Origin of the sequence: Thalassomonas sp. RHCl1 (genome assembly GCF_947387555.1) — a bacterium.
Lineage (GTDB): Bacteria > Pseudomonadota > Gammaproteobacteria > Enterobacterales > Alteromonadaceae > Thalassomonas.
Map to the genome: position 1 here is coordinate 44,204 of NZ_CANDNZ010000003.1, position 21,711 is coordinate 65,914.

The window sequence follows — 21,711 nt, forward strand, 5'->3', positions numbered from 1 at the left end:
TCTGAGAAATGAAATAAAACTGTTTTATTTCAACTAACTAACGCTAGCCGGCTTTATACTTCAACAGAAGTAGGGATATGCGGGAGAAATAAGAAACGTTCAAAAATGGTACGATAAATTATCTTTAATAAGTGCCTGGAGAGTAAAGAGTCAGGTGTATAGCATGCACAAAATGAAGGCTATGTTCCTTTAGCTGGTTAAAAGGCGGAGTGTTTCCGCCTATATGGCACAAATACGAAATTATACTCTTGGCAGTCATTTTTTATTGTAAATAAATTTACGGATAAAATGATATTTTAATACCAAAACAAAACCAAGAAATGATAGCAACCTGTTGAGTTGATTATAAATAAAATCAAAAAACCATCATTCCCTCAGCTTTTATGTAAGTCAATGACCGATTTTTTCTTCATTACAACAATCTGTCACCGGCCTGTTCGCACTCGGTACAGACGATTAAGCATTGCTATTGATAATCTCCCCCGCAGCCATTTCAATCACATTATCCTCAGGTTCGATAAGATCCAGATGATGGCTGATCATAATAACCCGCATTTTATCCGCCAGTTTCCTGAGCAAAATCATCAATTCCATTTTATTGCTGTCGTCCAATGCCGAGGTAGGCTCATCCAGCAGCAATACCTTGGCTTGCCGTAAGATAGCCCGGGCTATGGCAAAGCGCTGCTTCTCTCCGCCGGAGAACTGATGGCTTTGTTCAGACACCATAAGCTTAAGATCATGATTAATGCGCTCTAACCAGGAGTGCAAACCTACCGATTTTAATGCGTTGAAAACTTCGTCATCCGTTACTTGTTGTTTAAGCCCTAAAGTCAGGTTGTCGCGGATACTGGCATGGAGCAGTTTAGGCTCCTGATCAACCCAGGCTATCGATTGGCGAACCGAGGATAGGTTATATTCGTTTAGCGTTTTGCCGTTGATGAATACACTGGTATGGGTTTCAGGATAAAAACCTAAAAACTGATTGAGTAAAGTACTTTTGCCGCTGCCGCTTTCGCCTAAAACAATGGATAAACCACTTGCAGGAAACCGGTAATTCACTTGGTTTAAAATGGTTTTGTCGTCGCGGACAAAGCATAAGTCTTTCACCGCCAAATCGGTAATATTTTCTAACACCAGCGGCGCTGCTGAAGGTTCTGTGGGCAAGCGGCTGATTTCGGATAAGCGCGTTGCTGCGCCGCTGGCTTTGTTCAGGTTGCTGAAAAACATTGCCATGGCCATTAGCGGGAAGGTCAGGCCGAATAAGTACAGCAGAAATGCCGTGACTGTGCCTAAGGTCATAGTGCCCTGTTCAAGCCAGTAGGCGGAAAAGGCTAAAATGGCGATCATGCTCAGCATCAGTACCAGGTTAGAGATAGGCCCGATCAGGGAGAGCACTTTAGTGGCCCGCATTTCCTGGGTAAAGCATTCGTCAAGCAAGTCCCGGGAGCGCTTGTGCAGTTCGCCGCCGGCATTATGGGATTTCACCAGTTTGCCGTAGCGCAGCCATTCGGTGACATGTTTTAACAGGTTGGCTTCTGCCGCCTGCGTGGCTTTACCGATATTATTCATCATTAAGGCTATCGGCGTGATCAGAATAAAACCGGCCAGGACACAAGTCACTAAAACGACGGTTAAGCGCCAGTCTAAAACAAACATAATAGTGATCACCGCCACTAAAGAAACCAGGCCGCTGAGCAAACCGATAAGATCTTCCGCTAATACCGATTTAACCTCCTTTGAGTCGTTGACGACCCGCGCACTCAGCTCGGCGCTGTGCTCCTGATCTAAGCTTTGGCTCTGGCTGTGCAGCAGGCGGCCAATCAAACTATAACGCAAACGAAAACTTATCTGATGCCCCAGCCTGCCGCCAAACCAGGCTAATACCGCCTCAAAAACAGCGGTGAATAAAACCAGGGCAATTAAACCTAATACCACAGCAGTGCCGACACCGTTGGCGCCGATAGAGTCTATTAAATGACTGGAGTACAAAGGCAGTACCAGTTCAAGCGCTGTAGTAATAACGACCAGTAAGCCTAAGCAGACAAATGATTTTCTGTCGGGCTTATGCGGAGAAAGCAGTTGCCACAATGACTGGGTATCACCCGATGATTTATCCATAAATACCTCTTTAAAATGACCGTACGGTCAACAAAATGACCAATATGTACTTATCGTATTGACCGCACGGTCATATGTCAACTGACTTATTGGTCATTTCCCAAATTTATGGCACAATACGCCCGCAATCTGATCAAGGAAATCATCTTTATTATGTCGACAGTAGCGACTTCAAAACGTGAACTTATTATGGCGACGGCAAAGTCGATATTTATCGAAAAAGGCTTTCGCGGCACCACCATAGCAAATATTGCCGATGCCGCCGGTATTGCCAAAGGTTCGGTTTATTCATACTTTTCCAGCAAGCTCGACATTGTCAGAGCACTGTTTTTACAGTCCGATGAAAAAAACCAGTTTTTAGTCGATCAGCTGTTGGAAAATGAAGATAAAAAAGGCGTATTGTTACTGGAAGCATATTTGGTACAGGAATATCAGGAAGTATTGAATGAACGGTCATTCATTCAAGTATTTTTGACTGATGATATGATAGTCATGGACTCGGAAGTGATGACAGTGGTGCAGGAATGCCGCATAAACTACCACTTATCACAACAAAAGGTGCTGCTGCAGGCTTATGGCAAAGATATCAGTCCCTGGTTATATGATATTGTTTCCCTGGTAAACGGATTACTGCAGGAATACACGGTTTATTTAACCTTGGACGATGCCGACTTCTCAATAAAACGCTGTGCGCACTTAGTGGCATTTTGCCTGGACAGTGCGATAACCGCGTTAAGCAACTCGACACTTTCGCCGCTATTAACCAAAGAGAATTTCCCGCTTACGCAAAATATAGATAATGAACAACACCAGAAACGAAAGGCTTTGAAACTGCTGGAAACCATTAAACGCGAGGCCGAAGACATGGCGGCCGGCCAGAAAAGTTTAGTGCTGGAAACATCATCCCTTATTGAAAATGAATTGTCACAACCTGCGGTAAACTCAACGCTCATTCGCGCCCTTATCGCCAATTTGCGCCCTTATGCCGAATTAAATGTTTATCGTAAACGCCTTGCCGATGCGTTGGATGTTGAACTGATCTAAGGCGGTGGTTGCTGCCGACATTAAGCCGCTGCACCTGCTTTTGGTACAGCAGCATAACTTATGGCTTTTCCATAAAGCCCGGAGGAGTTTCGGCGGGCAGGTTTGGCTGTGGTAACAAACATCTTTTGAAATTTGCTGAGAAGCATATGTTTACCCTGCCCCTTCGTCAGCATATTTTGCTATTGAGCCTCTGATTTATTCCCCCGATATCAGCAGCTATGTATCAGGCTAATGCCAATAGCCTGATGCTCTCAACTACTTGCTCTGGCCGCATGCCGCCGAAATTTGTTAAGAAGTTAATATGTTTAACACCAATGTTTCGGTAATGTTGTAGTTGCTCACTAATTTGCCCGACTGTTCCGAACAGGGCGGTATTATTGGCGACCATGCCTTGAACCTCAGAGCGAACTTCTGCCAGGTTTTTATCTTGCAGTGCCGGGGAAAAGTTTCTCAGTGAAGTTGCCGCAGTTTCAATGGCGCTTTCTTTCGTTTCTGCCGCATAGGCAAATACGGTGACAACAACTTCGGTCTCTATGTCTGGCGCTGTAGTCTCGGCTTTACCTTTGTTATGCGCCTCGATGATCTCTTGCAGCAACGACAGGTTTTTTCCGCCGGGAGAAACTATGGTCATCACCGACTGGCCGTTTTTACCCGCACGATATGCAGACTCGGGGGTTACTGTCGCAATATACAAGGGCGGCATAGGAGACTGAACAGGCCGTATATTCAGGGAAGACTCAGCTTCAAAGTCATGGTGTGTCCAATAACCAATGATGGCCTCCAGGCTTTGGCTAAAAGCGTCGCGGCGATTTTCAAAGTCGATGCCCATATGCTGGTATTCGGTAGCTACCTGGCCGGTGCCAACCCCCATATTCAGGCGACCACCGGAAATGATATCAACCATAGCGTAGTTTTCTGCCGTTAAGGCAGCATCACGCATAGGTAAAACAGCAACCGCCGGCCCGAGGCGAATGTTTTTGGTACATTGCGCCAAAGCGCTTAGCAGTACTGCCGGATTGGGAATACTGCCTACGTTTTGTAAAAAATGATGTTCGCCAACCCAAAAACAATGGTAGCCGAGCTCGTCAGCCAGCTGAGCATATTTGCGGGCTGCGCCATAGATGTCTGCAGTTGACAGCTCTGATATGCCTGGGTGGTGATCTAGCGTTGAAAATATTGATTTATACATCAGGGTCTTCCTAATTTAGCTGCTTGGTCAAAATGAAATAAATGTCGATTTGAAAATTTTTCTCTCCTTGTTCATTAGAAAACCGGGAGAGCTTTGAAGCTTAAAGGGTGAACCTGTAGACAGGTCAAACAGCCATGATAAAAAGGTTTATAGTCAACTTAAGACTCGCACAGCTTGATGAAAAAGCGGTTGACCTGTCTATGGCTTCATACTTTAGGGTACAGGCTTACTTATAGACGGTTCATTACCTGCGAGGAATATCATGAACAAAACAACACTAGCCGGCAGCCTTTGTGCTTTAAGCATTTTTTTTAGCGGAAACTTATACGCAAATCATCATGAAAGTACGGAAAATTCTGACTTTTCACATATTTCAGGAGCTGGTTTCTCTAAAGAAAATGCACTCACTATCTCGCGCAGCGGTTCGTTTGAAATAGAGATAGCACCTGAAAAGGCATTGCCTCTGTTTACCGGCCCCGGCGAAAGACTTTGGGTGCCGGGATGGGATCCCGTGATTTTAAGCGGCGATGGATTTGAACCGGATACCGTATTTTTGACCGGGCATAACGGTAAAACAACGTATTGGCAGGTGCTGGATTATGATAAACAAACTAAACATGCCCGTTACCACCGCATAAACCCGGACTCAGATACCGGGACTGTTGATGTATTATTAAAAGCAAATGGCAGGGGCGGCTCGACGGTTCATGTTACTTATAAATTAACGGCGCTTACGTCAATGGGAAATAAAAAGCTGCTTAAGCATTACGATCAGGCCAGTTATGCCAAAATGATGGTCGAATGGCGGGACTTGATCGTCAGCCATATGGATAAAATCAACCAGCACCTGTAACCGTCAATAGTAGCTAAGTCGGCAGAAAAAAGAATGAGGAGTCACCTATGTATACGGTTAACCAGTTAGGAAAGAAGTATGATCTGTCGCGAAGCACTTTGCTGTATTACGACAAAATCGGTTTATTAAAGCCTTCAGCCAGATCTGAGGCTAACTATCGTTTGTACTCCCCAAGTGATGTTCAGCGCATGGAAAAGATCGCCACGTACCGGGAAGCCGGTCTATCGCTGGAGTCGATTGCCGATATTCTCAATTCCGGCGAGACAAAATCCACAAAAGCGTTAGAGCAAAGGTTGATCAACCTTAACAGTGAAATCAGTAAACTAAGACTACAGCAGCAATTAATTGTCGGGCTGCTGGGGCGTGATTCCTTGATAAGAACGTCAAGAACCATGAATAAAGAGCAGTGGGTCAATATCCTTAAAGCCTCGGGCATGGATGCCGAAGCCAGGCACCGCTGGCATGTTGAGTTTGAAAAAGATCTGCCGGAAATGCATGCCGACTTTTTAGAGTCGCTGGGCTGTAAAGCGGATGAAATAGAAAAAATCAGGGCCTGGTCAAGGCAAAATATCAAGCCTTAACAAAACTTGCTGGTACGGTGGAAATAAAATTAAACCTTTAGAGCTGATCATTGCTTTTAGCAATTGCGGCGTGTTTTTACAGAGATAAAAGAGCCACTGTGGTAAAGGATGGTTTTGGCCAAGGGCTTGACTGCGTTTTTATGAAATTAAATTTGTCCCTCGGTATAGATCTTCGATGACTTTCAGGGCATGTAGAATGATAGCTTTAAGTGCAGGCGTCGCCATTAGAATGTTCAAACTTGTTCATTTCACATACAATACCCCAAAGAAACATATAAATTTTTGTCGTGTATATGAGTGCTAAAGGTTTTACTCTAATAGAATTGGTTGTTGTACTTGTACTTTTAGGTATTTTAGCCGTAACAGCCCTGCCCAGGTTCATCGATTTAACAGGTGATGCCAGAGTTGCTGAAATGCAAGCACTTCAAGCAAGCCTTAGCAGCGCGATTGTCATGGCGCATGCCAAAAGCATCATCTCAGGGACCACTAACTCTGTAAGCGATATAAAAATTGGCGACACATATTATGCCATTTATAACGGTTATCCTGATTTTATTGAGCGAGGAGACGGTTCAGAGCAAGGGAAAGGCTTAGCAATTAACAGCTTAGTCGAATTTGATACTGATAATATTACTTTTGATGGCAATTTTTCACCTGCAGTTTTTGATCATACCCAGGCGGCAACACCACATAAATGTCGAATAGAATACTTCCGGGCTCAGAATGCGACAACCCCGGCTGTTTTAACTGCAAAATTGGAAGATTGCAGTTAAAAAACAGGACCGAGAATCACCGTTTGACCTGTCTATTGATTTAGGGTGTAGATTACACATCGTAATTTTCTTTTTATGTTAATCACGAGGTCATGATGTCAACCCGTATCCCGGGATACGGGTTGCTTTTATTAGCCGTTGACTTGCTCACACTTTAAATTGCGAAAGACTGGTGTGCAGCTGCTGGATACATACCGAAATAGACATATTGGCGTCTGAAGTTTTTCTTGCCCCTTCGCTGGTGGTAGCCGCTATGTTTTGTATGGATAGTAAATTACGGTTTATTTCTTCTACCACAGTGGACTGTTCACCTGTGGCGTTAGCAATGTGGGCATTAAGCTCGGTAATATTGGAAACGGCATCAAAAGCACTTTCAAACGCTTCGGTAGTTTCTGTGCTTTTAAGCAAGCAGACTTTTGCCCGCTCGCTCCCCTTAACCATGCCGTTAACGGCATTTTTTGCTTCACCCTGCAAACCTTCCACCAGCTGCTGGATGTCCAGGGTTGAACTTTGCGTGCGCTGCGCCAGGTTACGTACTTCGTCGGCAACCACAGCAAAGCCGCGTCCGGACTCTCCTGCGCGGGCAGCTTCTATAGCCGCATTAAGCGCGAGTAAATTGGTTTGCTCGGCAATGCCGCGTATGGTATCGAGCACTGTGCCTATCCCTGTGGTTTTCTCCGCCAGTCGTTCGATAATTTGCGATGCATTGGTTAATTCAACCGATAACTGCTCCATGATACTATGACCGGCTACCGCAGAGTTATTGCCCTGCTCTACTTTTGCACGCACCCCTTCTGCCGCTTCAGATGCCCGGCCGGTATTTTTTGACACTTCCTGTGTGGTCATATTCATCTCGGTAACTGCCGTGGCAACCTGCTCTGTTTCATTACGTTGTTTTTCTGCATTATCAAGCGTTTGTTCTACAACTTCACTGGCGGTGCCGGATGATTCCGCCAATTGTTCGGCCGAAGCATTTATTTCAGCAATGATATTTCTTAGTTTTTTCAAAAAAGCATTAAAGGCTATTGCTGTCTGCCCGGTTTCGTCGTGGGTATGCTCAGGTAATGTTTGACGTAAATCGCCTTCCCCTTGGGATACATCGGTTAAACGGGCATTGAGTAAGTGGATTGGTGTGGTTATGCTTTTAGCTACCAGGTAAGGCAATATCATTGCCACAATACAGGCGATAACGAGCCAGATCACAATTTGTACGATACCGCTTTGTTCGTCATGTTCGGCTTGCAGGGCGGCTTGGGCGGTAAAATTTTGAATTTCATGTACAACATCAACCAGTTTGTCATTTATTTCGTGCTGCATCTGCTCTGTCGCACTGGCCATTTTAATGGCTGTGGAAAGCTGCCGGGACAATAACAAGTCAATTTGTTTGTCTATGGCCTCTGCCAGCTCGAAGTGATCTGCTTCTATAACGGTTAATTGTCTCTGTAAGGATTTAAATTCAGCTGTAACTTCTTCGCTATGGGCAATTTTGAGAATGCGGCTGATAAAGTTGAGAGTCTCTTTTAATTTCGCTTTATCATCCAGGGTTAGCTGCTTAATCTCTTCTATTAATTGCTTGTAGTCATCGCCGGGAACACTGTTATCCAGCAGTAATATGGCACTTTTAAACATTAACTTCTCAAAGAGAATGCTTTGTTTTAATTGATTTTCGGTAATGATGGATATTTTATTGGTTAACGGGATGTCTTCTTCTGCAATGGTAACGAGCTCTGCACCTATCTTTGCCATTTGCAGATAACCGATTAAACCAACGAGCAGGATAAGTAAAAACTGTATTGCTCCCATAAAGTAAATTTTGTGAGAGATTTTAATTTTTAGCATAATTACAGTACCTTAATTGTTTATCGCTTTCTTGCTTAGCCAAATGAGTACTTATCTTCCTACAGAGTACTTTAACCCTTTGTATTGATAGAATATGATGGATACGACTTATTTCCGCTTTGCTTCCCTGCAATACATTGCTCCTCCAGGTTGATTTTCACAATTGACCCTCCAATATTTAATAGTAACCAATGGGAAGGCTAAAAAGCCTTTGTTTTTACTGAATTTACTCTTTAATGATATAGGTGGATATTTATGTTCTTATCATTATCTGGTGTATAAACCAATATCTTCAGATTGATATGGGTTTATTCAGTTACAGGACAGTATCTTGTGAATAAATTCGATAACAAATAATTTGCTCCAATGATGTTATCTGATGCGACTTCCTGTCACCCATGAAAAGTTTATGCCAGAACAGCTATTATTGCCAAAGTAGAACGTACAGCTATTCGCAATGAGCCATTGCCGATTGTATTAATAACAATCTACTCCCTTTAATTGATCACTTTAGCTTGCTTGAATCTATGCTGAACCTGCGGAGAAACTTGTTAGAGATCACATTCTATTTATTCACATCAACATCTATACTTCCAAAAATATGGAAGCATATTGCTCTTTATATTATGACAAATCATATTTCTGTAAAACTAGCATTATAGTTTTGCCTGGGGTCTTAGAGCATGGCGATGAAAAGTTCAGTCCTGATTATTGGTTTTTACTTATGGCTGTTGCTTTAAGCGTCAACTCTCAGCTGCCAGCTAAGCAAGCAGAGAAAACTCAACTCTTAAGGCCTGAACAAGTATTCAAGCTCAATGGTGATCCTGAACCGAGCCAACTCTTTGTTAAGTTAAAGGGCTACCTTTACCACAAAAACAAATACACATAGGTTTGGAGTATCGTTTTTAATCCAGGCCATGCACTCTTGCTACCTAACTTTGACCGGGGTTTGCCCATAGTTCAGAAAGGGATAATAAGCAGGTCAACACAAAGGATACCTTATAACAAAAGAACTCATACTTTATAACGCTATTGTCTTTATTGTGCTCATTTAAATTAAAATTCTCACAAATACATAAAATAAAAACAAATTCATTTAAAATCAACAGCAAAAAAATTATTAACTCCATTTTATATCGTAAAATAACTATATAAACATACCTCATCAGATTTATTTTTCACCATAACACATGAAAAACACCTCTTTACTTTTGTTATAATATCACATTAATATAAATATAAACATTTACACGGAATGTATAAGTGAACTCACAAATGGCAAAGCATTAGGCAAGGACATTAACGGATAACTCTTTGAACTATGCAGTTCAAAAGCAAGATCAGAGCAGGTAAACCTATGACAAACTCAGCAGCGGCTATAGCAACAGACTTACCGGCCACCAACCCCCGGCGAGCATCGATATCAGAGCAACCGTCGGTGTTGGCCGATATTTACCGGGAAGACGTCAACCTGGCTGTCTGGCAGTACACCTGTTCAGAGACACTGATTGACAGCGTAAAGACACTGATTGCTGAAACTCCCCACCTAAAAACGGTCATTTCGGTTACGCCGCAAGATGCCTGCGCGCAGATATCTGAGCATTTAGCGGATTTAGCAGCAACAGATGAGCTATGTCAGCATATCAGCACCTTAGTCGACATGTTTTGCACGCTTTTTGACTTAAAGCGGGCCGGCCTCAGGCTTACCCTGTTAGATCGCCCTATGTGTCCCAAATTTCATGTCGATAAAGTCCCTTGCCGCCTGGTAACAACTTTCTGCGGCACAGCCACCGAATGGCTGCCACATGAAACCCTGGATCGTTCAAAACTGGGTGCAGGCTGCAATGGTTTGCCCGATGAAAGCTCGGGACTTATGCGTGCCCAATCCGACATTCAAAAATTAACCGCCGGCGACGTTGCCCTGTTAAAAGGTGAAGGATGGTTTGGCAACGAAAATGCAGGTTTAGTGCACCGCTCACCGGCCCTGCCTCCAAATGAACAGCGTTTGTTACTGACCCTGGACTTTATTGACTGAGCCGCCATGACCAAACTTCTTCCCGGCACCAAGCGGCTGATTGGCGCTATCTTCTTGCCCTTGTTGGCTTATTCGTGCCCGAGTCTGGCCGGCGATCACGGCGCACATGTTCACGGTTACGCTGAACTTAGCCATGGAAAATAACGCCATACATTTACAGCTTAGCGCCCCTGCCCAAAGCCTCGCCGGTTTTGAGCATAGGGCCGCTACCGGGGCCGAAAGAGCACACCTGGCCGATATTAAGCAGCAGATCTCGTTAGCCAACAATATTATCCGCTTCCATGGCACCAGCTGCCTGCTCAAAGATGTCGAGATCAATATCAGCGCCATTGAGCCAAGTGAAAAGGCAGCCTTACCCCGCCAGCCTCAACCGGCGCCGGCTGAGCATGCAGAAATCATTGCCGGCTACCGGTTTCACTGCCAATCATCCGAAGAGTTGACATCGGTTTCACTTGAATTATTCAGGCCGTTTGCTGCGCTTGAAAAAATACACGCCGTGCGGCTCAGGTCATCGCAGCAAGGCTCTGCCCTGCTTACCCCGTCCAACAAAACCATTAACCTAAGGTAGATACAGTGGAGCAAGTACAAACATATCTCTTGCAGGCAGAAAAGCAATGCCAGCAACACGGAAGTCGTCTCACGGCGCAGCGTAAACGGGTACTCTCCCTGCTGCTGCAAGCCGAAAAAGCCCTGTCCGCCTATGAATTACTGGATTTATTTGAAAGCCAGTTCAATCAGCCACTGGCGCCTATGTCTATTTACCGCACCCTGGAATTTCTGGAGGGTGTGCACTTAGCCCACAAACTGAATATTGCCAACAAATACGTTGCCTGTGCCCATATCGGCTGCGGGCACTCGCATGGCCTGTCGCAGTTTTTGTTTTGCCAGCAATGCCAGCGGGTGGATGAAACCCGCCTTGATTCAGCCATGCGGGCCGAACTGGCCGGCGCCATGAAACAAACCGGCTATCGGCTGTTATCTCCGCAAATAGAACTGAACTGCATATGCAATGCCTGCCTGCTCCAAGGGGATGGCAATGCCAACACCGCCCATAGCCAAATTTAACAAAGGTTAACTAAATGAAGCTGTTACAAATCTCTACCGATAAATTAGCCATTAGCTTGTCTATGCTCTGCGTGCTCCACTGCCTGGCCTTTCCGCTGATACTTGTTTTGCTGCCAAGCATAGCGGCATTACCGCTGGAGCAGGAAAGCTTTCACCTGTGGATGGTGCTGGCGGTGATCCCCACCAGTATTTATGCATTAACCTTAGGCTGTAAAAAGCACAAAAAACGCTCCGTGCTTTTTGGCGGGCTTTTCGGCCTGGCAGGGCTGATCGCGGCGCTGTACTTAGGTGAAAGCCTGCTGGGAGAAACAGGAGAGAAGCTGTTAACCGTCGCAGGGGCAACCCTGATCGCTCTGGCACATTATAAAAACTTCCAACTTTGCCATCAGCTGAGCCCATGCCCTTGTCCTGACAGCAAGGGCAGTTCACAGCTTTAGTTTACCGCTCATTCTTCATCATAATTTTCGATATCGTGAATATTCAGGGCCAGGGCAAAACCCGCCCCCTGTACTTTAGCGATGATAAAGAATGGTTGATCGCTGACTTTAACTGACCCGTCTACGGATTAAGCATAAAAACGCCGAAGCAGGAACACGCTTAATATTGAGGGGCTAACCCTAATATAAATGCTTTAAATCATGGCGGATCACCGAATGAACCAAAGGCCGTGATACCTTGCCCAGTAATCCTTTGCCGTTGAGATGCTCCGCCATCACCTTGGAAAATGCACTTAACTGCCCGGCATCTTTATGGTTATCTGCCTGCGAGAACAAAGCTGGGTTTAAGCCTGCATTTTGCTCAATGATCACCCGTTTAACCAATACGGCAATGGCCAGCAAAGGCGTTTTGTTTTTTATTGCCATAGTCGATAAAACCCGGCTATCCGATGTTAAGCTCGCTTCTCCCTGTACTGTTAAGGTGAAGTCACAACCCGGGATAATAAAAGACAGTGACACAAATTTTTGCTTAAGAATATTACGTAAGCTAATGGCCACTTTATTACCCGGCCATTCAGGCATCAGCAAAGTATGGTTGTCTTGTACTTTGACAAAACCGGCTTGGCCGCCACGGGGAGAAAGCTCGGTGGCTCGCTGTTCATTTTGGCTCAGCAATAATAAATAAGGGGCCAAGGCGATCATTCCTATGGCATCATCGGTGAGCGTGGTGGTGTCAGTGTTGGTAAAAGCTTTTGTTTGCATATCTGCTGTTTGCACCGGCTGCCACAAACCCGCCCTGACGGCGGCCCGCGAACATTGAAAATAAGCACTGAGCACATGAAATATTATGGTTTGCGTGCTTTCACCTGTGCCGGTTTGCATATTTGCCTGTGCAAACCCATTTAAACGCAAGCCATGACCTATGCCGGGAATAAAAAAGTAGAGACTGCAGGTATTCTGCTCAGTGAGCAGCCCGTTTAGTTGCCCGTTATTAAAGGCTGGTTGGCTGGACTTGGCGGGCAAGCAAATATTCAGGGCTTCGGGTGTGACAGACAACAAGGTCTTTTCGTTTAACGCGAGATAATAAAACCCCAGGGCCGGATGCGCGAAGGCAATGCAGGCGAGTGTAGCCTGGCCCAGGTATTCGAGACAATAGTGATCTAAGGTGGTTTGAATGCGCTTATCCATACGTTGGTGGTAAGGCGGGATAATTTTTCTTAACTCTTGTTCATTGCAAATATCTGCGGTAAATGACATCAGCAGCCTCCTATTTTTTCTGTTTATTTATCTTAAAGGCATTGTTTTGCTTAAGTTATGTCCCGGGGCTTCAACTTTGCGGCTTTTTGTGTCAATTTAACCAAAACCTTGTCAGTGGCCGGTAATAAAGGACTTATGCTCAACAAGAACAGTGAAAACATCTCGGAAAAGTCTGTGTCAGCCATTGCCGTGATTGACCTGGCGCGTCAGTTATTGGCGTTAAACATCATCACGCGGCAAGATATTGAGTTGATCGCTCCCCCACTTCGCCAATATTTCACCGACAAGTACTGGTCAGAGCCGGCCTCGACGCTAGTGCAGGAGCAGCGATCACCTGAGGCATATCTACTGCGCTTATGGTTGCTGGCTGAGGAAAAAACTTTACAGCCAGGTTTTGGTTTAACCATAGGCTGCAGGGTTAATGAGCAAGCCAAAGGTATTTTGGCAAATTGGATTTCTCAGGCGGAGACGCTTGCAGAGATATTCAACATTTTTAACCGCCATATTATGTTATTGAACCCTTCGGAAACTTGGTGCTTGTCGAAAAAGAAAAACAGCTATGTGCTGAGTTTTAAATTTCTCGACAGCAGCTACCCCGTGGCGGCAATCGAGCGGAGTATGTCGGCCTTACTGGCCTGGGCAGGTTATTTTTGTGGTTTTACCATACCTGTGATCCGCGCCGGGTTTGCTTATGCGCGCCCACAGCATCACAGTGATTACGATAAGGTTTTTGGTAAAGAGGTTCGTTTTAGTGCCGGGTCTAATTATCTTGTGCTCTCCCGGGAGGTGATGCGTTTACCTATCCCCCATGCCAATCCCTACCTGAAGCAAGTTATTGGTGAACGGGCAAAATCTATCTTGCATCAGTTATCGGCCAATAAAAGCCTGTCGGAGCAAATAAACGCCTTATTATCTTTTGACTTGCGCCGTTATTCTCAGCAGCAATATGTTTGTGAACAGCTGCATATGAGCCGCTCTACCCTATACCGTAAACTCAAAGCCGAGCAGACAAGTTTTAGCAAATTACTGGATAAGGTAAGAAAGAGCATGGCCCAGCGGGGAATTGAAAATAAGTTAACCGTTGAGCAGCAATGTCAGCAGTTATGTTTTTATGACAGCAGCAGCCTTTACAAGGCTTACAGGCGTTGGTCTATATCGCCATAACCGGCTCCTTAAGGATAAAGTTACCGTGCCGGGGTTAAAATCCGCAGCACTGGCCAGCCAAAGGTGACGTATAGCCGCTACTTTTTAGCTGTGCAGCTTTGTGGATGTCCCGCATTGCGTGTTTTATTCGCTAGGGGCCAGTTTTTTGTGTGCCCATATCTGTTTACTCTGTGCTGATTTTTTGCTTTTATATCAAAGACTCTTCTATCAAGCTCTTGCGCCGTCATCATTTTTATTACAGAATGTTTTCAGTTGGTCTACATGGAATTGTCAAAGTTGGCCGTAAGCAGTTGATAAATGATCATTGAAGTACATTTGACACTAACAACAGAACAATCATCCAATTCTTCATCCGTTGTAACAGCACATCCTATATACGGTTAGCTTGAGATCGTTCCTCCGTTATTCACTTTTTTAATTTATTTAGCTAATTTCCGCTTCCAGCCTCTACTTTGATTTTTACCTTAACTAACAATAACTTCCCCTTATCTCCACTAAAAAATACCGGGGAAGGCAATTTAGATTCGAGCTTTACGTTGTTTTTATTTTACTTAACAGGAAAATTATCATGTTATTCAGATCTAAGACTGTTATTGCCACCTTGCTGGGGCTTTGCGCCTATGCTGCCAATGCAGATCAGCAGATAAGCTATCAACAGGGAGTTAATGGTTATGATGGCGCACTTTCAGTGATATTCGATGGTGGCCGTCACCAGAGCACAGACAAAACGGCTCATTATTTCAGATACAGCGGAGTTAACCGACGTTACAATATTGAATATTTCGACCTCGGCGACCTTAACCGACAAGGCCGGGTGCTTGATGCCAAGTTGACATTTTACCGGGTGGGCGGCTGGGCCTATACCGCATCCGATATTGACGTTCGCCAAATACTGGACCCGGATAACCTGGGCGGGGATTATACCAGCGGCTGGAAACTCGCCGAAGGATTTCGCACCGGCGCAAACCTGGAGTCCAGGGATGACAGCACAGGCACAGATATCAAATGGCGCTTATCGGATCCCGACAGCCCGGAGGATCTTAATGCCGATTATTTTGCAGGGGTTTTACGCAGTGCTGATGAAGCACCGGCATTCAGCCCGGCACAAACAGATGCTGTCGGCAGCGCTTACACTGTAGATGTCACTTCAGATGTTCAATGCATGCAGCTGGGACAATGCCCTAACCACGGCTGGGCACTAACCCATGCCAGTGATGATGCCAACATCCAATACTTTACCGGCACTTCACAGCACAGTGAAGTTCAGTACCGACCGCAATTAACCATCACCTTTGCCGACGATGAATTGGAGCCTTTGGTTTTACGCTCAGAGCCTAATGGCGCGGCTTTTTTATCAACAACGCAAAGTGTTGATTTATTACTGGAAACAAACGAGATTTCTCAATGTCGTTTTGACCGTTCCCCCTATGCCAGCTTTGAGCAAATGCAATACCTGCTGACGGCTTCAGCCGACGGCCTGACGCACCAGGCCAGCTGGTCAAATGTTGCTGCCGACAATGCTTACCTGCTCTATGCCCGCTGTCAGGATGAAGCAGGCAATACCAGCCAAACACCTCATGTATTTTCTTTCAGCCTTAACGCTACCGATAGCGATGGCGGTACTGAAGGCGGCAGCAATGAAGGCGGTAGCAATGAAGGCGGCAGCAACGAAGGTGGCAGCAATGAAGGTGGCAGCAATGAAGGTGGCAGCAATGAAGGCGGCAGCAATGAAGGCGGCAGCAACGAAGGCGGCAGCAATGAAAGTGGCAGCAATGAAGGCGGTACAGAAGAACCGACCCCAGCCGGACCCGGTGTCACCCTGAACTGGCAGGCGCCGACACTCAATGTTGATAATAGCGCCCTAGAAGGTATCGCCGGTTACAAAATCTATTACGGCACGGTTCAGGGCAGTCCTGATACTGTGGTTACCGTAACCGATCCCCAGCTTGAAAGCCTGACACTATACAACTTGGCTAACGGTGAATATTACTTCTCCATGAAAGCCTTCAGTACCACAGGCATGGAAAGTGAAACTTCCGCTGAATTTTATTTTCAGGTCAGCAATTAGATTCTCCCTATATTTTATTAAATTTTTTAAAGGCGTTTTAGGATGAAGTCAAAAATATTATTACCCCTACTCGGCTGTTGTGTATTGGGCCAGGCCTATGCTACAGAATATTTCGTTCGCCCCGACGGCGGCACCTTAAGCCAATGTAACGGTACTGTAGATAAAGCTTATGATGAGGCGATACCAGACGGTTTATGTGCCGTAAAACATATCTTCGAATTACTCGATCCGCAAAAAAAAGTCGCGCATATTGCCGGTGGCGATACCATCAATATCGCCAATAATGCCGACGGTTCGGTTGCAGAATATGAGATGGGCCGCCATGGAGAATATACCAGCGGAGGCTGTCATGACGGCTGGGCCTATGGCTGTACAATGCCAAGCATTCCCTCCGGCACCGTCGCCAACCCTACCCGTATTCGCGGTGAAGGCTGGGACCAGGGTTGTAGCGCACCACCTTCGTTATGGGGTTCGGGCCGGGCCAAACAGCTTTTTACCCTTGACGGCAGCGAAAATGTAGAAATGTCATGCCTGGAAATCACAGACCACAGCAGCTGCATTAAGGCCAATGGTTTTCCGGATGCTTCCCTGGTTTGTGATCGTTCCAGCCCCTATGATAAACCGTTTGCCGATATCGGGATTTACCTGGCGGATGCCGACAATATCAAACTCACCGATATCCGTGTCAAAGGGCTTACTACCGGCATCAGTGCCGGGCGTTTAGGTGATGTCACCCTGGAAAGAGTTGAATTATTCGCCAACTCAGGGGCCGGCTGGAACGGCGATATCCTCGGTGAAGACAATGTCACCGGTACCATTACTTTTAAAGACTCGGCAATTACCTTCAGTGGCTGTGGATTAATCTACCAACCGGGTAGCGATAGCCATGATCAGCCGCATGCCTGTGCCAAGCAGGATCTTGGCGGTTATGGCGATGGCTTAGGCACCGGGCAAACCGGTGGCGACTGGGTCTTTGAAAACACTAAGATAATGTATAACAACAGTGACGGTATCGACCTGCTTTATCATGAACTGGGCGGTAAGATTACCGTAAAAAACTCCCGTATCGAAGGTAACGGCGGCAACCAGCTTAAACTCACCGGCAATGCCGAACTGGTGAATAACGTGATTATCTCCAACTGTGGCTGGAACGCGGATCAGGACGCAGCCTTAGGCGCCAACGGTGAGCACTGTCGCGCCGCCGGCACGGCAGTCATTGTTGGCTGGGCGGCCGCCGATGACAAAAGCGTGTTGTTGAACAATACCCTGATTTCTGAAGGTGACTGTATCATCTCTGCAAATGACCGGCTGAAAATGGGGATTGATAATCAGTCATTGTATGCGGTTAACAATATTTTCTATGGTTTGATCGACGAAACGCCGGGGGATGCGCAAAACAGCTGCTTGTATTTCCATAAAGAAGGGCTGAATTTCCCCAACCGTCAGGTTCACAACAATATTATCCATCAGGTGAAAAACTTCGGCGATCCCTGTAATGCCTTTAACAACAATGTCCCAACCGGTGATAACGCCAATGAAGGACTTTGTACTATCGTCACCAACAGGGATGAAAATAATATGCCGACCTATTTTAATGATGCCGATTACAGCATAGCCAGCAACCCTCACTTTTTAAGGGTAGATCCCAATATCCGCCACACGGCGTACGATATCAAGACCATGGAGCTTGAGGCAAACAGGCCTTATCCCAAGGATAGCCAGTCACCGGCTTATAACCTGGGTTATCAAGGGAGTGTAGGCGGTGTCGCCATTCCGAGTACAGACTTTTTGGGCAACCCGAGAGGTTCATTGCCGGATATTGGCGCGGTTGAATACACAGTGTCACCAAAAGCCCCTTTGATTATCAGTATCGTACCTAAAAATTAACGCCATAAGGCGGCATCATGAAAAGTTAATTTTCAGATGAACACCGCTTTGTTATGGAGAAAAGAAAAACCGCTCCCGGATTTCCCCGGAAGCGGTTTTTTATCATCGGAAAATAAATAACCATGACACCCAAGATGTCCGATTGAATTATTTTCTTGTGTAAATAACTGGCCGACAGGGGTAAAGCTGCTGCGCCGGGTTTTAAATACGCAGAATTTGCCTGCAACAATCTGATTGATAACCACCAGCTTTTTCGTTATGCAAGTTTATGCTTGTCCCGCATTGCCCGGGCCTTGTATTTTATCCGGGCAGCGGCTTCACGGGTAATTTCAATAGTTAAGGTATTCACTGCTAATGTCATCTTTATTCCCCATCTTATTGTTAGTTTTGGCTACTGCTGACAGGGAAATATTCTCACTAAAGTTTCAAAGAGAATTTTTTTCAGCGGTTTGTTCTCCAGCTCTGCAATATTTAATGTCTTGGCTATTTTAGACGCTATCGCTTTACGGTCTTCGCCATTTTCAAGGCAAAACTGATAGCTGATATCATCAAACTCGCTGGAGAAACGGCGCGGCAAACGGGTCTGATACGCCCTTTGCAAAAAGGCATTGGCTTTCACCTGGCCCGCATAGCCCGGCTTTTCATCAACAACCGTGGCGCTTTCGGTAAACACCGCAGCATCAATAAAGCCGTCGATATAAAGCTTACAGGCATTAACATGCCCGACATCCCCGCCGCCCTGGTAAGCCCTGCAAGAGTCGATAATTTCGGATTTATAATCGGCCCTTGCCGAAAACGACATTGCCGACAGCAAACCCACAAGCACTAGCACCCGGGCTTTATTTATTTTGCTATTCATTTGAGATAATTTCAGAACCATGACCAATCTCCACTGTTTTATTTAACTTGGCGTTATTAGACTGAGTTTTAGCAAGCTTCGCTGATGAATGGCGGATCACTAATGCGCCGGCCAAGGCAGAGCATAATGAACCAACCAGCACACCGACTTTTACCTGTGTCTGGTACGCCAGCCCCTGCTCTTCAAAGGCCAGGGAGCCGATAAACAAACTCATGGTAAAGCCGACGCCGCAAAGCAAACACACCCCGTATACCTGCCCCCAGGTGGCGCCTTGAGGCAACTTACATAATTTGAGTTTCACCGCCAGGTAGCAGGCGGCAAAGATCCCCAGTTGCTTGCCGACAAACAACCCGGCGATAATGCCTATGGATATCGGCGTGAACAGCTCATCGACACCGGCGCCGGTGAGCGAAACCCCGGCATTGGCAAAGGCGAACAGCGGCAATACGAAAAAGGCGATCCAGGGGTGCAAGGCATGCTCTATCTGGTAAGACATGGACGTGCTTTTTTCCCGGGCGACGGGGATAAACCAGGCCACGGCAAATCCTGCCAGGGTAGCGTGCACGCCGGATTTCAGTACCGCCGCCCAAACCACAATCGATACCAGAATAAACGGGGTCTTATTCGACAGCTCCATGCGGTTAAAGGCGAATAAAATAGCCAAACCAATACCGGCAATCATCAAAGAGGTGGTGGACAGATCCTGTGAATAGAACAAGGCGATAATAATGACGGCGCCGATATCATCGATGATCGCCACCGACAGCAAAAACAGTTTCAGCCCCGGCGGCAGGTGCTTGCCGAATAAAATGAAAATCCCCAGGGCAAAGGCAATATCGGTGGCCGAAGGTATGGCCCAGCCGTTCATGGCCTGCATATCCTGATAATTAAAAGCGGCATAAATTACCGCGGGCACGGCGATACCGGCAATGGCTGCGGTAAAAGGCAAGATCACCTGATCCGGCCGCGACAGCTGCCCGTAAAACAGCTCGCGCTTGATTTCCAAACCGACAACAAAGAAAAACAGCGCCATCAGGCCGTCGTTCACCCAGAGCACCAGGGGTTTGGCAATGGCGAAGGTACCCAGTTGAATACTCACCGGAAACTCAAGGAAAGACAGATAGCCCGCCATCAAAGGGCTGTTTGCCAAAAACATTGCCAAAACGGCACTCAGCACCAGGATGATGCCCGGACTGGCATCATTTTTCATAAAATTCTTCCAGTGAAGAATCAGGGCACTCTCTGACATGGCCTTCCCTCTCAGTACTGAAAATGGATAAGCAATAGTTATAAGACAGGAATCAAACAATAAAAAGTCGAATGTAATTGACATATAATCAACTAAAAGTTGATAGTAGGTTAATTGTTGTCATACTGCTTACCAGGGGTTAGAGAAAAAATTACACGGGGTTTATGATGACCAGGCTCAATTATCACCACCTGCAATACTTCTATATCATTGCCAAAGCAGGCAGTATCGCCAGGGCCTCGGAGATTTTACATATCACGCCGCAAACCCTAAGCATGCAGTTGACGACTTTAGAAAATCAGCTGGGATATCAGCTATTTGAACGCAGAGGAAAAAAGCTGGTGTTAAACGACATCGGCCATATCACCTTAGGGTATGCCCATGAAATTTTTAACCTGGGAGATGAACTGGTTAATTCGATCAAGAACCACTCAACCGACTTTGCCTTCAGCTTTGCCATCGGCGTCACCGATATTATCGCCAAAGTATTTTCCTTTAATTTTCTCCGGGAAATTTACAAAATGGACGATGCCATCAAACTGGTGTGCAAAGAAACCAGTTTGGAAGTGCTGCTGGGAGAGCTGGCCACCAACAAACTCGATGCCGTGCTCAGCGACACGCCCCTGCCTTCGAACTCAGCGATCAAGGCCTATAACCACTTAATTGGTAAATGCGGTATCACTTTTTTTGCCGCCACCGGGCTGGCAAAGCAGTTACAGGACGACTTTCCCCAATCCCTGAACAACCAGCGTTTTTTTATCGCCGGGGAAGGCAGCAACCAACGTATGAACCTCTTGTCCTGGTTCGAACAAAACGATGTCACGCCCTTGATCATCGGCGAGTTCGACGACTCGGCTTTAGCCAAATATTTTGGCCAGGCGGGCTACGGGGTATTTTGCGCCCCCAGCATTATAGAAAACCACGTGGTGGAACAGTTCAACGTCAAGATATTAGGCCGCACCGATGAAATTCACGAAACCTTTTACCTAATTTCCCCCGAGCGCAAGGTTAAGCACCCGGCGGTTCAACATTTACTCAGTGCCGGTAAAGAACTGTTTAAAAAACCTATGATATAAAACGCTAATTTCCCTAATCGTGCATCGAATCTGCGGGTCAGGCTATAAAGCTAAAACGACATTCTCTTACAGCACTTACTGTTATTGATGCTAAGGTTGTCACATCTTAATAAGCCGGTGATTTTCAAACGGCTTCTTAAGATTGTATATAGAAAGCCCCAGGGTACTAGGCTCAAAAAAGATAACACTTCCTCATTGCCTGATAGATACTATCAAA

19 protein-coding genes are annotated in these 21,711 nt (G+C 45.9%); 13 read left to right on the forward strand and 6 right to left on the reverse strand.

Annotated features, from left to right (window positions below; translation table 11 throughout):
- Positions 1–456: 456 nt before the first annotated feature.
- On the reverse strand, positions 457–2,118 hold the full coding sequence (locus QL234_RS10690) for an ABC transporter ATP-binding protein (protein WP_281557823.1): 1,662 nt from the start codon (positions 2,116–2,118) through the stop codon (positions 457–459).
- Positions 2,119–2,271: 153 nt separating this feature from the next.
- Between QL234_RS10690 and QL234_RS10695 the strand changes: the two genes are divergently transcribed.
- Positions 2,272–3,162: a TetR/AcrR family transcriptional regulator gene (locus tag QL234_RS10695; RefSeq protein ID WP_281557824.1), complete on the forward strand. Its 891-nt coding sequence runs from the start codon at positions 2,272–2,274 to the stop codon at positions 3,160–3,162.
- A gap of 223 nt (positions 3,163–3,385) precedes the next feature.
- Here the strand turns inward: QL234_RS10695 and QL234_RS10700 are convergent, their stop codons facing one another.
- Positions 3,386–4,351, reverse strand: coding sequence for an LLM class flavin-dependent oxidoreductase (locus tag QL234_RS10700; protein WP_281557825.1), 966 nt, complete (start codon positions 4,349–4,351; stop codon positions 3,386–3,388).
- Positions 4,352–4,613: 262 nt separating this feature from the next.
- Here QL234_RS10700 and QL234_RS10705 point away from each other — a divergent pair, with 262 nt between their 5' ends.
- The 3 genes from QL234_RS10705 to QL234_RS10715 all read left to right on the forward strand — a co-directional run bounded on the left by QL234_RS10705 (position 4,614) and on the right by QL234_RS10715 (position 6,558).
- Positions 4,614–5,204, forward strand: a complete 591-nt coding sequence (locus QL234_RS10705) for a hypothetical protein (protein ID WP_281557826.1) — start codon at positions 4,614–4,616, stop codon at positions 5,202–5,204.
- A gap of 47 nt (positions 5,205–5,251) precedes the next feature.
- Positions 5,252–5,785 carry a MerR family transcriptional regulator gene (locus QL234_RS10710; RefSeq protein ID WP_281557827.1) on the forward strand — a complete coding sequence of 178 codons (534 nt, stop codon included), beginning with the start codon at positions 5,252–5,254 and terminating at the stop codon, positions 5,783–5,785.
- A gap of 293 nt (positions 5,786–6,078) precedes the next feature.
- Entirely contained in the window at positions 6,079–6,558 is a 480-nt protein-coding gene (locus tag QL234_RS10715; RefSeq protein WP_281557828.1) for a prepilin-type N-terminal cleavage/methylation domain-containing protein, read from the forward strand.
- A gap of 147 nt (positions 6,559–6,705) precedes the next feature.
- On the opposite strand, the gene QL234_RS10720 is transcribed toward QL234_RS10715, so the two are convergent.
- Positions 6,706–8,397, reverse strand: coding sequence for a HAMP domain-containing methyl-accepting chemotaxis protein (locus QL234_RS10720; RefSeq protein WP_281557829.1), 1,692 nt, complete (start codon positions 8,395–8,397; stop codon positions 6,706–6,708).
- A gap of 1,357 nt (positions 8,398–9,754) precedes the next feature.
- Here QL234_RS10720 and QL234_RS10725 point away from each other — a divergent pair.
- The 5 genes from QL234_RS10725 to QL234_RS10745 are packed head-to-tail and all read left to right on the forward strand — an operon-like array spanning position 9,755 to position 11,934.
- A complete protein-coding gene (locus tag QL234_RS10725; RefSeq protein WP_281557830.1) occupies positions 9,755–10,432 on the forward strand; it encodes a DUF1826 domain-containing protein in 678 nt (225 codons plus the stop codon).
- A gap of 6 nt (positions 10,433–10,438) precedes the next feature.
- On the forward strand, positions 10,439–10,576 hold the full coding sequence (locus QL234_RS10730) for a hypothetical protein (RefSeq protein ID WP_281557831.1): 138 nt from the start codon (positions 10,439–10,441) through the stop codon (positions 10,574–10,576).
- Complete coding sequence (locus QL234_RS10735; RefSeq protein WP_281557832.1) at positions 10,539–11,000, forward strand: DUF2796 domain-containing protein; 462 nt, start codon at positions 10,539–10,541, stop codon at positions 10,998–11,000. The genes QL234_RS10730 and QL234_RS10735 overlap by 38 nt, the downstream gene beginning before the upstream one ends.
- Positions 11,001–11,005: 5 nt before the next feature.
- A complete protein-coding gene (locus QL234_RS10740) occupies positions 11,006–11,497 on the forward strand; it encodes a Fur family transcriptional regulator (RefSeq protein WP_281557833.1) in 492 nt (163 codons plus the stop codon).
- A 14-nt stretch (positions 11,498–11,511) separates the two neighbouring features.
- A complete protein-coding gene (locus tag QL234_RS10745) occupies positions 11,512–11,934 on the forward strand; it encodes a MerC domain-containing protein (RefSeq protein WP_281557834.1) in 423 nt (140 codons plus the stop codon).
- A gap of 180 nt (positions 11,935–12,114) precedes the next feature.
- On the opposite strand, the gene QL234_RS10750 is transcribed toward QL234_RS10745, so the two are convergent.
- The gene (locus QL234_RS10750; protein ID WP_281557835.1) at positions 12,115–13,191 is read right to left on the reverse strand and encodes a hypothetical protein; all 1,077 of its coding nucleotides are present in this window, start codon (positions 13,189–13,191) and stop codon (positions 12,115–12,117) included.
- Positions 13,192–13,326: 135 nt separating this feature from the next.
- Here QL234_RS10750 and QL234_RS10755 point away from each other — a divergent pair, with 135 nt between their 5' ends.
- The 3 genes from QL234_RS10755 (at position 13,327) to QL234_RS10765 (ending at position 18,310) form a co-directional block, all read left to right on the forward strand.
- On the forward strand, positions 13,327–14,355 hold the full coding sequence (locus QL234_RS10755; RefSeq protein ID WP_281557836.1) for an AraC family transcriptional regulator ligand-binding domain-containing protein: 1,029 nt from the start codon (positions 13,327–13,329) through the stop codon (positions 14,353–14,355).
- A gap of 568 nt (positions 14,356–14,923) precedes the next feature.
- Complete coding sequence (locus QL234_RS10760; RefSeq protein WP_281557837.1) at positions 14,924–16,423, forward strand: hypothetical protein; 1,500 nt, start codon at positions 14,924–14,926, stop codon at positions 16,421–16,423.
- A 42-nt stretch (positions 16,424–16,465) separates the two neighbouring features.
- The gene (locus QL234_RS10765; protein WP_281557838.1) at positions 16,466–18,310 is read left to right on the forward strand and encodes a hypothetical protein; all 1,845 of its coding nucleotides are present in this window, start codon (positions 16,466–16,468) and stop codon (positions 18,308–18,310) included.
- Positions 18,311–18,701: 391 nt separating this feature from the next.
- Here QL234_RS10765 and QL234_RS10770 read toward each other — a convergent pair whose 3' ends face one another.
- Positions 18,702–19,169, reverse strand: coding sequence for a hypothetical protein (locus QL234_RS10770; protein ID WP_281557839.1), 468 nt, complete (start codon positions 19,167–19,169; stop codon positions 18,702–18,704).
- Positions 19,162–20,418, reverse strand: a complete 1,257-nt coding sequence (gene nhaA / locus QL234_RS10775) for a Na+/H+ antiporter NhaA (RefSeq protein WP_281557840.1) — start codon at positions 20,416–20,418, stop codon at positions 19,162–19,164. The genes QL234_RS10770 and nhaA overlap by 8 nt, the downstream gene beginning before the upstream one ends.
- Positions 20,419–20,582: 164 nt before the next feature.
- Here nhaA and nhaR point away from each other — a divergent pair, with 164 nt between their 5' ends.
- On the forward strand, positions 20,583–21,494 hold the full coding sequence (gene nhaR, locus QL234_RS10780; protein ID WP_281557841.1) for a transcriptional activator NhaR: 912 nt from the start codon (positions 20,583–20,585) through the stop codon (positions 21,492–21,494).
- The last annotated feature ends 217 nt before the right edge of the window (positions 21,495–21,711 follow it).